Genomic DNA, 13,698 nt, shown 5'->3' with positions numbered 1-13,698 from the left:
AAAACAGAAGTTAAATCTACTTTACCTCTGTGTTAACCTTACTCCAATACCTCAATTAGCGGGGTGCAAAATTACAACTCTTTCCCACTACCAACCAAACTTTTTTGAAGGTTTTTTTGAGATAATTTCAAAATAAAACATAACTACTTGCTAGGCTTGTATTTAACTCATCAAATATTTTAATAAGAACCAGAGAATTGGAACAGCCTCCACCAAAAGTGCTGAATAATAGAAGCCGCTTTCCCTTTTTGAGTAGATAACCAATAAAATTAAAAGTAGATAAATGTATACATATATATAAGTATCAATTTGAGAAAAATATAAGAATACCATCGAACAAAGGATGAGAACAACAGCCAGTACCTTGGATCTAAAAACACCTAAAACTTGTGGCAATGTCTTTAAATATATATCATCAAGTTTTAAATCTCTTATTTCAAAGGGAATTATTAGGGCGATGACTATAAAAAAACGGCTTACTGCATATAAAATAAATTCGGGATAAAATGAACGTAAGTCAAATTCAGAAGTAAGAAATGGAAGCATTACCGTAGTTCCCGTCCAAACCAATGCAATAATAAAAATTTTGAGACCACTAATATCTCTTAAGTTTTTTGCTTTGGGTAGAAAAGGCAAGACATATAATAATGTAAAAAGACCTAATAAGGTGATAAATATTAATACTTTGGTTTCGAAATAAACTAATGAAATGAAGATAGGGAGTATTGAAAACAATGATAAAATGATAATCAACTTAAGACTCCTGGCTAGTTTTAAGTGTTTATGCTTCACTAGGGAAATATACTTGACGAATGTGTAAGCTACAATGGTTGAAAAGAAAACAAACGAAAGAAGGTTTTGTTCAATTTTTAAATCAAAATCTAAATAAGTAATGCACGTCAATGAAACAACAGCTAGCGCAACATGAATGCTAGAATTGACATAAAATTTTAAACATTTGAGGAAAAGATTCACATCGTCAAAAATAGAGTTTTATTCACAATAATTTTTCTCAGAAAGTTAACGATAGTCAATGCATCTTTAACTATTGTTTCGTTAGAAATAATGTATTTTTGTGAGCAAATTTTTAAAAAATCTTCAATGAATACACAATCATTTGCATCAAGACACATTGGTCCTCGTGGCGAGAGTATAACAGAAATGCTTAGCAACGTTGGAGTGGAGTCTCTAGGACAACTTATTTATGAGACAATACCAGATGATATCAAGTTAATAAATAAATTAGATCTACCTGAACCTTTGACTGAATTTGAGTTTTCGAATCACATTCAGTCCTTATCGATGAAAAATAAAGTTTTCAAATCTTATATAGGTTTGGGCTATCATCAGGCGATTCTTCCAGCTGTCATTCAAAGAAATATTTTAGAAAACCCAGGATGGTATACGGCTTACACACCTTACCAGGCAGAAATAGCTCAGGGTAGACTTGAAGCTTTGCTCAACTTTCAGACTATGGTTTCTGACTTAACGGGAATGGAATTGGCAAATGCATCTCTACTGGACGAATCTACATCTGCTGCAGAAGCCATGTCTTTGCTTTATGCGGTGCGGTCTAGAAATCAAAAGAAAAACAATGTTGTAAAATTCTTTGTTGGAGAAAATGTTCTTCCACAAACTTTGGCTTTGTTGGAAACTAGAGCCGAACCTTTGGAAATTGAGCTAGTCGTAGGAAATTATGATGATTTTGACTACAGTGACGAATATTTTGGAGCTTTAGTACAGTATTCTGGCAAGTATGGAGAAGTTCGGGATTTTGAAGATTTTACCAAGAAAGCAAAAGAAAATGACATAAAAGTAGCAGTTGCTGCTGACTTAATGAGTCTGGTTTTACTTGAAGCCCCTGGAGACTGGGGTGTAGACGTAGTGGTAGGAACTACTCAACGTTTTGGAATCCCACTTGGTTATGGTGGACCTCACGCTGCTTATTTTGCTACAAAAGAAGAATACAAAAGAAATATTCCTGGCAGAATCATTGGCGTTACCAAAGATATGGACGACAACACCTCTCTTAGGATGGCTCTACAGACTCGCGAGCAACACATCAAAAGAGATAAAGCTACCTCAAATATATGTACAGCTCAGGTCCTTCTTGCAGTAATGGCAGGAATGTACGCTGTCTATCACGGTCCTAAAGGCTTGGAGTATATCGCCAGTCAAATTCATAGGAAAACAGTAAGCCTCGCTGAAGGTCTTGAAAATCTAGGCTTCTTTCAGGTAAATGAATTGTACTTCGATACCATCTTATTAAAGGCAGATGCTGATAAAATAAAATCTTTAGCTGAACAAAAATCAATTAACTTCTTTTACCCTGATACTGAAAGCGTCTCCATTTCAATAAATGAAACCACATCTATTGAAGACTTAAATGAAATTTTAGATATTTTCAAAGAGCTTTCAGAAAAGAACCTAAACAGCATTGAAGAGTTAAAAGAGGGGATCATTGCAAACTCAGAATTAAAAAGAGAAAGTGAATTCTTAACTCATGATGTGTTCAATAGCTACCATTCTGAAACAGAATTGATGCGATACATCAAAAGGCTTGAGCGAAAAGATCTGGCTTTAAACCATTCTATGATTTCGCTAGGATCTTGCACTATGAAACTGAATGCAGCTTCCGAAATGCTGCCGCTCTCTAATCCGCAATGGGGAAATATCCATCCTTTTGTACCAAAAGACCAAGCTTTGGGTTATCAAGAAATTTTAAAAAGTCTGGAGGACTATCTTACTGAAATTACAGGATTTTCTGCGACTTCTTTACAACCTAATTCTGGAGCGCAAGGAGAATATGCCGGACTAATGGTAATACGAGCTTATCATAAATCTAGAAATGAATCTCATAGAAATATTTGCTTAGTACCATCTTCTGCCCACGGCACCAATCCTGCAAGCGCAGTTATGGCTGGTATGAAAGTAGTGGTTGTGAAAGCAACAGAAAAAGGAAACATCGATATTGAAGACCTAAAAGCTAAAGCTGAAAAACACAGTGATAATCTTGCAGCTTTGATGGTCACATACCCTTCTACACATGGCGTTTTTGAATCTGACATCAGAAAAATTACTGCTCTTATTCATGAACACGGTGGACAAGTTTATATGGATGGCGCCAATATGAATGCTCAGGTTGGGTTGACAAGCCCTGGAGGAATAGGTGCTGATGTATGTCATTTGAACCTTCACAAGACCTTCGCTATTCCTCATGGTGGTGGCGGACCTGGTGTAGGTCCGATTTGTGTAGCGAAACAATTAGCTCCATTTTTACCAAACAATCCTTTAATTGAAACTGGGGGGACAGATGCCATTTCATCAATTTCTGGAGCGCCATTTGGATCTGCATTTGTATGCTTGATTTCCTATGCATACATTAGAATGCTAGGTGAAGAAGGCTTAAGAGAATCTACTGAATATGCTATTTTAAATGCCAACTATATCCAGGCAAGATTAAAAGGACATTATAAAACTCTTTATTCTGGAGAAAAAGGAAGAGCGGCTCATGAGATGATTATTGACTGTAGAGATTTCAAAGACTACGGAATTGAAGTTAAAGATATAGCAAAACGACTTATCGATTATGGCTTCCATTCACCTACTGTTTCATTTCCAGTTGCTGGAACCATGATGATAGAACCTACTGAAAGTGAAAGCAAAGCAGAACTAGATAGATTTTGTGATGCCATGATTTCTATCAAAGCAGAAATTGAAAAATGCGATAAAGACAATCCTAACAATGTTCTAAAAAATGCACCACATACAGTAGCGATGTTAACCGCTGAAACCTGGGAGTATGATTACAGCAGACAAACTGCAGCATTCCCACTCCCTTTTGTAGCTGAAAATAAATTTTGGCCATCGACCCGAAGGGTGGATGAAGCGTTTGGAGATAGAAACCTTACTTGTACCTGCGCTCCTATAGAAGCCTACATATAGATTTTTTCTAAAACTCTAATAACTAATAGCCTCAAGTTTTAAAATTTGAGGCTATTTTTATTTGTTATCAAATTGAAAGATCATGTCCTTATCCGAAAATGAGAAAAAGCAGCTTTTAGACTTTATAAGATCGCATTATGTCGATTACTACGATGTGAGCTTACTTATCGCCAAAGATCTGGAAGAGGATATCACATCTCAGATGGAACCAAATGAAGAAATTTTATTTGAAGACGCACTTAAACAGGCTTAGAAAAAGTACGGTGTTATTGGTTTTTCAGATGTGTCTGAAGACTATATGAAGAAAATCGACAAATACTTTAGAAGCAATATTCTATTCAAACTACTAAAAGAAGAGGCTAATACTTTAAGCTTTTGGCTTTTATTCATCTTAAGTTTTATAATCATTTACTCTACGATAACTTCACTAAGCTCCTCACCTGTCACACTATTATGCATATTTGGAGTTTTTATTCTTTCAGCACTTATATTTCATATAAGCAAGTTATACAGAAACTTAAAACAGCTCAAGAAAACAAAACAAAAGTATTATTTAGATCATCTTCTTGCCTCCAATAGTTTTATGCTATTTCCAATTCCTTATACCCCTTTGTATCTTTTAATCCATGTTAAAAATTTGACTGACAATGGGTATTGGTACGTGGCGGTTATAGCTTTTTTCACCACACTTTCTTTTTTAGCTTTTTATTTGATTTATTTCAAACTGTATAAAGAGAGGTTAAAACTTCTTCAAGACTATAAGGAGAACTATTTGTCTGAGAAACTTGACTACAAACATGAAGTGATCTAAAATCAAATTCAGAATAAATTTCAAAAACGATATAAAATCTATTAATTTTGACGCATAGTTTACAATTTAGTTACATTAACTGTACCTTGCTAAAAAATTTATACTGGACATGAATGCTATAAAAATCGTTGGTGTTGGGAGCTATATCCCTGAAATGATTAAGAAAAATGAAGATTTTCTTAAGAACAAATTCTTCAATCAAGATGAAACTGCCTTTGATGCAGATCCAGAAGTCATTATTAAAAAGTTCAAGGCAATAACGGGGATTGAAGAAAGAAGGTATGTAGATGATGATCTTAGAACTTCTGATATTGCCACCTTTGCAGCAGAAAAAGCCATCAAAAATGCAGGAATAGATCCAGAAACTCTTGATTATATAATAGTAGCTCACAATTTCGGAGACGTAAGTCATAAGAAACAACAAGGTGATACTGTACCTAGCCTGGCTTCTAGAGTAAAAGAAAAATTACAGATCGACAATCCAGGTTGCGTAGGTTATGACCTTTTATTTGGTTGTCCAGGATGGATAGAAGGCTGCATTCATTCTTTAGCTTTTATGAAAGCTGGAATGGCCAAGCGCTGTTTGGTAATTGGTGCAGAAACACTTTCAAGAGTTGTAGATCCCAACGATAGAGACAGTATGATTTATGCTGATGGTGCTGGTGCAACTATTTTTGAACATCAACCAGACTCCAAAGGTGGTATTTTGTCTCATAAAACAGCCACCTATGCCAAGACTGAAGCCAATTACATTTACTTCGATAAGTCATTTTCTCCAGACAGAGAAGACGATAGAGCATACATTAAAATGTACGGTCGGAAGATTTATAATTTCGCCTTATCTAAAGTTCCAGAAGCGATGAAAGCATGTTTGGACGAAAGTGGAAAATCTATTTCAGACCTGAAAAAAATATTTATCCACCAGGCTAATGAAAAAATGGATGAGGCTATTGTTCAAAGGTTTTATAAGCTTTATAAAATGGAGACGCCTAAAGATATTATGCCAATGAGCATTAACAAATTAGGCAATAGCAGTGTCGCTACTATTCCTACACTCTACGATATGTTTCTTAATGGAGATTTTGAGCATGAGAGCTTGAATCCTGGAGATACAATTATGTTTGCGAGTGTGGGTGCTGGCATGAACATCAATGCTATAGTCTACGAAATATAGGCTACCAATGTACGAAAACAGCTATCCGGAAAAACGATTTCAAATAACATTAGCATTTTTAAAAACCCACGCTCCTGCTCCGTCGAAAATTTTGGATCTGGGTGTGCCGAATCCTTTTTCAGAATTGCTTTCTGCTGAAGGATATATAGTTGAAAATACTAAAGGACAAGATCTTGACGAAGATCAAAATCAGTTAAAGTCTTCTTCAGCAGAAATTACCACAGCATTTGAAATTTTTGAACACTTATTATCGCCATTAGAAGTCTTAAAAAGTCTTCATAGCGACTACCTGTTTGCGAGTGTTCCGCTTAAGCTTTGGTTTGCCAAAGCCTATCAAAGCAAAACCGATCCTAGGGACAGGCATTTTCATGAATTTGAAAAATGGCAATTTGACTGGTTGCTGGATAAAGCGGGTTGGGAAATTGTGGATTCTAAAAGCTTCACTCACCCCGTCAAGAAAATTGGAATAAGGCCAATTTTGAGGTTAGTTACGCCTAGATATTATCTTGTCTTCTGCAAAAGAAAATCTTAAGCCTTGGATATAGCTATTGTCATACCAGCTTATAATGAAGAAAAATTTATTCAGCGATGTTTAGATTCTCTTCTGAGCCAGACTCTTAAAGCTAAAAAAATTCTAGTAGTTGATGATGGATCAACAGATTCCACAGCTGAACTTGTAGAGAAACTATCAAAACTTCACATGAGCTTAGATGTCATTTCCAAAGACAAAAGCTTCCATCACAAACCTGGAAGTAAAATTGTGGAAGCGTTCAATTTTGGATTAAAAAACATAGATATCCAATATGATATAGTTTGCAAATTTGATGCAGATTTAATTTTTCCAAAAAATTATCTTGAAATTTTAGTCAAAGCCTTCCAAAGCAATCCAAGGCTTGGGATGTATGGTGGATTTTGTACTGTTCGAATCAATGGAAGCTGGGAGGTGGAAAAGCTTACCAATCCAGATCACTTACGCGGTGCCTTGAAAGCTTATCGCAAAACTTGTTTTAATGAAATCGATGGCTTAGTAGCAGCTATGGGATGGGATACCATCGACGAAATGAAAGCAAGGTTTCATGGCTGGGAAGTAGAAACCAATCCACACTTACTGGTAAAACATCTGAAACCTACCGGACAAGAATACAAGAAGGATTTGCCGCAACTTTTTGGCATTTCTTTGTTTAGAATGCGCTATAGTATGTCTCTGGCATTCCTAACCTGCTTAAAAATGGCAAAGCAAAAGTCTAGTTTCAGTTTTTTTAAGGTATCCATGAAATCTTATTTGAGATGCAACTCCAAAAAAAACACCTTCTTGGTTACTGAACCAGAAGGTGTTTTTATAAGAAATTACAGATGGTCTAAAATTAAAGAACGCTTATTCTAAAACTTCAGAAATAACTGTTCCTGTTGCTCCATTAGGAAGTTCAATCCCTAATAACGCAGAAATTGTTGGAGCAATATCTGGGATGTGATATCTGTTGTAGGTTTTACCTGCTTTGATGCCGTTACCGTACATCAACAATGGAGCTTGTGTATCGTAGTTATTTCCACTGCCATGAGTAGAGCCTTTTCTTGAATATGAAATAAAAGAATTGTCTAATACATAGACGACATCACCACTTCTTTTTTGATGAAATCCTCTCAAAACTAATTCTGCTGGATTACCACTAAAATCACTGTTTTCTAAAGATTCTCTAGTGTAGACTTTATCAATGTTCTTGTACTGAAGCAAGAAATGCTTAGCTTCATTTTGGGCTGCAACAAAATCAGCATAGGAGCTGAATTTTGAATAATCGAAGAAAACCTGATTATTATAAATGCTTTCGATAGCATTATCCAAATTAAAATTTGATCTCAAATGTTCTTCTAAAGCTTTCTTCATTTCATCTGTTTCAAAATATCCTGCTGGAATTTTTTCATCTTTCAAAAACTGTGGAACATGAACAGCTCCATGATCTGCCGTTAGAAAAATAGTGTAATTGCCTTTACCTACCTTCTCATCAAGATAAGACAAAAGGTCTGCAACATTTCTATCCAACCTTACATAAGTATCTTGAATTTCTTTAGAATTTACTCCAAAATTATGACCTACATAATCAGTACTTGAAAAACTCAAAGTAAGGACATCTGTAAACTCATCTTGACCTAGATTTTCATTTGCGATAGCCTCTTTAGCAAAGTCTAACAACAAATCATTGCCATAAGGTGTTGGACGTAAAATGCTGTAATCGTCATTTTTCTTAGCAAGTTTCTTAAGATCATAAGGAAAAGAAGCCTCTTTTTTTCCTTTGAAACCATGTTCATAATTGTTTAGGTCATCTCCACTTTCTATATAAGTTGATATGTCTTTATAGGTATCCCAGGTTTTGAGATAACTTTTGGCGGTATTGGACGCGTTGAAGTTGGTCACCCATTCTGGCAATGCATCCATGTAAAAATCTGAACTGATAAAATGACCTTGGTCTCCACCAACAAACCAGTAAGCTGCATTGGCAGTATGTCCTGCTGGTAAAATAGCTCCTCTGTCTTTAATGGACACTCCTATTGTTTTCCCTTTGAACTGAGTATGCAATCGGTTTTGATCTGCAAAACTGGTAGTCAACATTCTACGAGGAGACATTTTCCCATCTCTATCCTCAGGATCTACGCCTAGGCCATTAACCTCTGAATCTGATGCACAATAAACACTTTCTTTTCCAAATTTATCATACCAGTTATTGGCTACAATACCATGATTCATAGGACTTGTACCAGTGAAAATAGAAGCATGTCCAGGACCAGTGTAGGTTGGTACATAATCAAAATGAAAATTTTTCATTTCGAAACCTTCCCTTTGCAGGCGTTGAAAACCATCTTTAGAATAATGCTTTTCAAATTTTGTCAAGTAATCATAGCGCATTTGATCTACAACAATACCAACCACAAGCTTTGTAGATTGATTGTTGTCTTGAGCAAAAAGTTGAGTTTGCACCAGTAAAAGTAATAATACAGCAATTTTAAATTTCATAAGTCTAATATTTATGACAAAGATAAGGAGTTAGGTTAGTTTCAAGTTTATGCTTCGGTTAAATCGTATCCTCAAGTTTTTATTCTATTTTTATCAAAATTTCTAAAGGCTCCAACCAGATGCTATCAAATTATATAAAAAGTATTGGTCAATACTTTATCATGATCTATGAGACGTTCAAAAGAATGACCAAAACTTCTGAATTGAGAAGGCTTATTCTTCAGGAACTCGATGATCTCATCGTAAGTTCCTTAGGGATCGTGGTTTTCATTTCATTTTTTATTGGAGCAGTAATTGCTATCCAAACTGCCCTTAACTTTTCAAATCCATTTGTTCCAAAATCACTTATTGGTTTTGCAGCGAGGCAATCTATCATTTTAGAATTTGCTCCTACGTTTGTTTCCATTATTATGGCTGGAAAAGTGGGTTCATACATCACGTCGAGCATTGGGACTATGCGAGTTTCAGAGCAAATAGACGCCCTGGAAGTAATGGGAATCAATTCTTTGAATTATCTGGTTTTCCCAAAGATTGTTGCGATGTGTATGTTCCCATTTGTCATTGCAATATCCATGTTTGTTGGAGTCATTGGCGCTTATTTTGCTGGTGTTTACGGTGGATTTCTCAATGCAGATGAATTTTTAGCAGGATTACAAGAAGATTTTATACCCTTTCAAGTATTTTACGCTTTTCTAAAGAGTTTCATTTTTGCTTTTATTTTGGCAACAGTACCTTCATTTCACGGATATTACATGAAGGGAGGATCTTTGGAGGTTGGTCACGCCGCTACGACTTCATTTGTATGGACGAGTGTTATCATCATTTTTATGAATTATTTCATCACTCAATTATTACTAAGCTGATATGATAAAAGTAAAAGACTTAAAGAAATCATTCGAAGATTTGGAAGTTCTCAAAGGAGTGAATACTGAATTTGAAAAAGGAAAAACCAATTTAATTATCGGTCAATCTGGATCAGGTAAAACCGTTTTTTTGAAGTGTTTGCTTGGACTATTTGTTCCTGATTCTGGTACTATTGAGTACAATGAAAAGGTCTATCAAAACTTTACAAAAGATGAAAAAAGAGAGCTAAGTACACAAATGGGAATGGTATTTCAGGGCGGAGCGCTTTTTGATTCTATGACAGTTGAAGAAAACGTTATGTTTCCGCTAAAAATGCTTACTAAGATGAGCAGACCAGAAATGAAGAGACGGGTAGAAGAAGTTTTGGATCGGGTTAATCTTGTAGATACCAATAATAAGTTCCCTTCAGAAATAAGCGGTGGAATGCAAAAAAGAGTTTCCATCGCAAGAGCAATTGTGAATAAGCCTAAATACTTATTCTGTGATGAACCCAACTCCGGACTAGACCCAAGAACAGCCTCTGTTATTGATAATCTTATTCAGGAAATAACACATGAAAATAACATCACTACTGTCATCAATACCCATGATATGAATTCTGTGTTTGAGATTGGTGAAAAGATTGTTTATCTGGAACATGGAGTGAAAGCCTGGGAAGGTGACAAAGACAATATTTACAAAACTGACAACAAAAAATTGACAGATTTTGTATACGCTTCCAATTTATTCCAGAAAGTAAGAATTGCACAAAGAGAAGGTCTTTAATTTAAAGACTGAACGGAGATGTTATCAAGGTCTAATTTATAAGATAACCAACCTTCGAGCCTTTTAAGTTTAGTATTCTTTTCTTCAGGATTTACCTCTGGGTTCCATTTGATACTGAAAGTCGGGATGGTATCCATGTTCTCAAAATTGGACTTGATGACATCAGCAAAACTCACCTCAACTATATTTTCATAATTGAGCTGTATTTCTTGAGCGAGTTGATCAAACTTAACAATCCGATTGCTTTTTTGCATGTTTCGAAGCTCATAACGAAGAGTTTCAATTTCAGCTTTAGATTGAACAAGATCCAAAGAATCTCTTTTTTTCAATTCTACCATATATTTTAACTGGTCGAAATTTTCAGAATTTTCGTTCTGCAACACCCTCAGCTCAGTATCATCCAGGTAGGGATAGTTTTTCATCTTGTCTTTCCAGAGCGTGATTACTTCCTTAGGAATTTCTTTGCCTAGAAAAGAAGCTTCTATTGTAGGATTGAGTCCGGAATTATAAGAAATAACAGTTGAATTTTTCTGAAGGAACGACTGTTTGTAATTCAAGAGTTCTTCCTGTACAAATTTATTAGCGTCACTCGTAAAGTAAGATTCTTTCAATAAGTTATAAAACAAATAAACACTTGGTATCATTACGATGATAGCAATTGAAGAAGCTATTTGAGCAATTCGTTTTCTCCTCAAAGAATTGGCATATTTTACTAAAGGAAAACGTAAGAATTTTGAGACTACAAAAGTAGAAAGCGCAATAAAAATGGTATTAATGGTGAATAAATACATGGCGCCACCAAAAATACTCATGTCCCAAACTGCCAGGCCATAACCAGCGGTACAGAGAGGTGGCATAAGAGCTGTAGCAATCGCAACACCTGAGATTACAGTGATGATTGTTCCTTTTTTGGCCTTGGCAATGATGAGCGCTAATCCGCCAAAAATGGCAACCAAAACATCCAGAATAGTAGGATACGTTCTGGCTTCAAGTTCAGGAGTAAGTTGAGTAAGTGGAGATAACTGAAAGTATAAAAAAGCAGTTACCAAACTGAGACCTACCATAACTCCTAAATTTATAAGAGACCTTCTAAGTGTATCTACGTCGTTGATAGCCACAGAAAAACCAAGACCAACAATAGGTCCCATAAGTGGAGAGATAAGCATAGCACCAATAACCACTGCAGTACTGCTCACATTCAAGCCTACCGAAGCGACAATAATGGAGAATATCAAAATCCAGGCATTGTGACCTTTGAAGGGAATATCTTTCAGGATAGCCTCCGTGGTAGCTTCTCTATCGGTATCATGAGTGATATCCAAAAGTTCGTATAAAAAACCCTTGACGCTTCCAAAAGATTCCCGAAGGCTACTTTTTACCTTTTCAGACGACTCGGGATTAGAATCCTCTCCAGATGAATGTGTTGTATTTTCAGTCATAAGTTAGCCGTAATGTTTACCAAATTTTTCCATAACTAAGTTACGTATTGTTTTAATTTCCTGCTCGTCTTTTTTTGGCAGAATGACAAGACTGTCTTCGTTTTCTACCACTATAAAATCATTCAAGCCCTTGATGACAGTAATCTTATTTTTGGAAGTCCTCAGTATAGTATTGGACGTGTCTATAAAAATAGACTGAGCGTTTACACTTACATTTTCATTTTCATCTTTGGGCAACTGTGTATGCAATGAACCCCATGTGCCTAAATCACTCCAGTCAAAACTGGCCTCTATGACACCTACATGTTCGGCTTTTTCCAAAATACCGTAGTCAATAGAGATATTGTCAAAATTAGGGTAGTTCTCATTCAGGAATGATTCTTCTTCATTTGTATTTAATTTGGACCAGGATTTCTCAAATACTGAAAACATGTCTGGCAGGTAAGATTGAAATTGATCTATAATAAATGAAGATTTCCAAATAAAGATTCCAGCATTCCATAAATAATTTCCAGCTTTCAGAAAAGATTGAGCTGTAGGATAGTCTGGTTTTTCTGTAAAGGTTTCAACAGCCTTGACTACTGCTTTATCCTCTTTCTCATATTTGATGTAACCATATCCAGTGTTGGGAAACGTTGGCTTCACACCCAGAGTCATGAGTACATCTTTCTCATCACATGCTTCAAAAGCTTTATGCACATCTTTTACAAATGCATTTTCATCCTCAATCCAGTGATCACTTGGTGCAACAATCATTCTGGCTCTTGGATTTTCTTTATTGATTTTGAGAGCGGAGAGCAGTATGCAGGGAGCGGTATTTCTCATAGCGGGTTCTGCTACCACTTGATTAGCATTGATATCTGGAAGCTGCTGATTGACGAGATCTGTATATTCTGTGTTGGTAAGAATAAGAATTTGATGAGCGGGAATTATTTTAGATAGCCTATCAAAAGTCTGTTGAAGAAGAGATTTTCCTGTCCCCAACACATCGTGAAATTGTTTTGGATAGGATGTTTTACTCACTGGCCAAAATCTAGAACCCACTCCACCAGCCATAATGACCGCGTAATTATCCTTCATACTCATATCATTCATTTTAAAAGATCTACCTCAGCATTAGGCTGAAATACATAAATTTTCCCCGTACTCATTTCCTGACATTCGTATCTTTTACGAATTCTTCTGCCTTTTTTGAATTTACGCCCATTGGGTATCTGAAAAATACTTCCAAAAGGAATTTCAAATATAAAATTTTTCTCATTAGGCAAATCGTACTGCTTTAAAGCCACGGAAAGCTTTGCATCTGTATCGCTGCTGGCAGTAGGATTTTTAAAATGCCGAGCCAGGTCTGGTAGTAAATCCTTTGGGAAAATTTCAGGGGTTAAAAACGGTAACATCAACTTTTGAAAGGTATGCTTCCACTCAACTCCATGAGGTAAAATTGAAAACCCATACGTTTTGAAAGCTAAAAGGTGAGCGACTTCATGAACCGTTGTCACCAGAAATCGATATTTATTCAGATTTGAATTAACGGTGATCTGATGAAAGCCATCTGGCTTTAATTTGTAATCTCCATGTTTGCTTTGCCGCTGACTCACAATCTTCAACTGTATTTGGTAAGCTTTGATCATTCCCATCACTGGAACAACGGCACGCTCTGGCAAATATTTATGAAGTGTCTCTTTCATTCAAA

11 protein-coding genes are annotated in these 13,698 nt (G+C 35.8%); 7 read left to right on the top strand and 4 right to left on the bottom strand.

All coding sequences use genetic code 11. The features are described 5' to 3' along the window. Window positions 1–1,101 precede the first annotated feature (1,101 nt). The 5 genes from gcvP (at window position 1,102) to LB454_RS11000 (ending at window position 7,314) form a co-directional block, all read left to right on the top strand. On the top strand, window positions 1,102–3,945 hold the full coding sequence (gene gcvP / locus LB454_RS11020; RefSeq protein WP_224464719.1) for an aminomethyl-transferring glycine dehydrogenase: 2,844 nt from the start codon (window positions 1,102–1,104) through the stop codon (window positions 3,943–3,945). Between the two features lie 82 nt (window positions 3,946–4,027). After that, window positions 4,028–4,198, top strand: a complete 171-nt coding sequence (locus LB454_RS11015; protein ID WP_224464718.1) for a hypothetical protein — start codon at window positions 4,028–4,030, stop codon at window positions 4,196–4,198. A 667-nt stretch (window positions 4,199–4,865) separates the two neighbouring features. Then, on the top strand, window positions 4,866–5,930 hold the full coding sequence (locus LB454_RS11010) for a 3-oxoacyl-ACP synthase III family protein (protein WP_224464717.1): 1,065 nt from the start codon (window positions 4,866–4,868) through the stop codon (window positions 5,928–5,930). A gap of 7 nt (window positions 5,931–5,937) precedes the next feature. After that, complete coding sequence (locus LB454_RS11005) at window positions 5,938–6,462, top strand: class I SAM-dependent methyltransferase (protein ID WP_224464716.1); 525 nt, start codon at window positions 5,938–5,940, stop codon at window positions 6,460–6,462. A 3-nt stretch (window positions 6,463–6,465) separates the two neighbouring features. After that, window positions 6,466–7,314 carry a glycosyltransferase family 2 protein gene (locus tag LB454_RS11000; RefSeq protein ID WP_224464715.1) on the top strand — a complete coding sequence of 283 codons (849 nt, stop codon included), beginning with the start codon at window positions 6,466–6,468 and terminating at the stop codon, window positions 7,312–7,314. On the opposite strand, the gene pafA is transcribed toward LB454_RS11000, so the two are convergent. Continuing rightward, on the bottom strand, window positions 7,306–8,937 hold the full coding sequence (gene pafA / locus LB454_RS10995; protein WP_224464714.1) for an alkaline phosphatase PafA: 1,632 nt from the start codon (window positions 8,935–8,937) through the stop codon (window positions 7,306–7,308). The genes LB454_RS11000 and pafA overlap by 9 nt on opposite strands. 119 nt (window positions 8,938–9,056) lie before the next feature. On the opposite strand from pafA, the gene LB454_RS10990 reads away from it, so the two are divergent. Further along, window positions 9,057–9,800 carry an MlaE family ABC transporter permease gene (locus LB454_RS10990; protein WP_224464713.1) on the top strand — a complete coding sequence of 248 codons (744 nt, stop codon included), beginning with the start codon at window positions 9,057–9,059 and terminating at the stop codon, window positions 9,798–9,800. 1 nt (window position 9,801) lies between these two features. Further along, the gene (locus LB454_RS10985; protein WP_224464712.1) at window positions 9,802–10,566 is read left to right on the top strand and encodes an ABC transporter ATP-binding protein; all 765 of its coding nucleotides are present in this window, start codon (window positions 9,802–9,804) and stop codon (window positions 10,564–10,566) included. Here LB454_RS10985 and LB454_RS10980 read toward each other — a convergent pair. Genes LB454_RS10980 through LB454_RS10970 form a run of 3 tightly spaced genes read right to left on the bottom strand, consistent with a single transcriptional unit; the run spans window position 10,563 to window position 13,693 of the window. Next, the gene (locus LB454_RS10980; protein ID WP_224464711.1) at window positions 10,563–12,005 is read right to left on the bottom strand and encodes a DUF389 domain-containing protein; all 1,443 of its coding nucleotides are present in this window, start codon (window positions 12,003–12,005) and stop codon (window positions 10,563–10,565) included. The two genes, LB454_RS10985 and LB454_RS10980, sit on opposite strands and share 4 nt — an antisense overlap. Before the next feature lie 3 nt (window positions 12,006–12,008). Continuing rightward, entirely contained in the window at window positions 12,009–13,091 is a 1,083-nt protein-coding gene (locus LB454_RS10975; protein WP_224464710.1) for a mannose-1-phosphate guanylyltransferase, read from the bottom strand. A gap of 5 nt (window positions 13,092–13,096) precedes the next feature. After that, window positions 13,097–13,693 carry a SprT-like domain-containing protein gene (locus LB454_RS10970; protein ID WP_224464709.1) on the bottom strand — a complete coding sequence of 199 codons (597 nt, stop codon included), beginning with the start codon at window positions 13,691–13,693 and terminating at the stop codon, window positions 13,097–13,099. Window positions 13,694–13,698 lie beyond the last annotated feature (5 nt).

The sequence above is a fragment of the Psychroflexus montanilacus genome (genome assembly GCF_020164535.1).
Classification (GTDB): domain Bacteria; phylum Bacteroidota; class Bacteroidia; order Flavobacteriales; family Flavobacteriaceae; genus Psychroflexus; species Psychroflexus montanilacus.
The sequence above is the reverse complement of the archived record's forward strand: the minus strand, read 5'-3'. Positions and strand labels throughout refer to the sequence as shown.

Coding starts and splice junctions, on each gene's coding strand:
- gcvP (WP_224464719.1), top strand. CDS start 1,102: ATGAATACACAATCATTTGCATCAAGACACATTGGTCCTCGTGGCGAG.
- LB454_RS10970 (WP_224464709.1), bottom strand. CDS start 13,693: ATGAAAGAGACACTTCATAAATATTTGCCAGAGCGTGCCGTTGTTCCA.
- LB454_RS10980 (WP_224464711.1), bottom strand. CDS start 12,005: ATGACTGAAAATACAACACATTCATCTGGAGAGGATTCTAATCCCGAG.
- LB454_RS11010 (WP_224464717.1), top strand. CDS start 4,866: ATGAATGCTATAAAAATCGTTGGTGTTGGGAGCTATATCCCTGAAATG.
- LB454_RS11015 (WP_224464718.1), top strand. CDS start 4,028: ATGTCCTTATCCGAAAATGAGAAAAAGCAGCTTTTAGACTTTATAAGA.
- LB454_RS10985 (WP_224464712.1), top strand. CDS start 9,802: ATGATAAAAGTAAAAGACTTAAAGAAATCATTCGAAGATTTGGAAGTT.
- pafA (WP_224464714.1), bottom strand. CDS start 8,937: ATGAAATTTAAAATTGCTGTATTATTACTTTTACTGGTGCAAACTCAA.
- LB454_RS10990 (WP_224464713.1), top strand. CDS start 9,057: ATGCTATCAAATTATATAAAAAGTATTGGTCAATACTTTATCATGATC.
- LB454_RS10975 (WP_224464710.1), bottom strand. CDS start 13,091: ATGAGTATGAAGGATAATTACGCGGTCATTATGGCTGGTGGAGTGGGT.
- LB454_RS11005 (WP_224464716.1), top strand. CDS start 5,938: ATGTACGAAAACAGCTATCCGGAAAAACGATTTCAAATAACATTAGCA.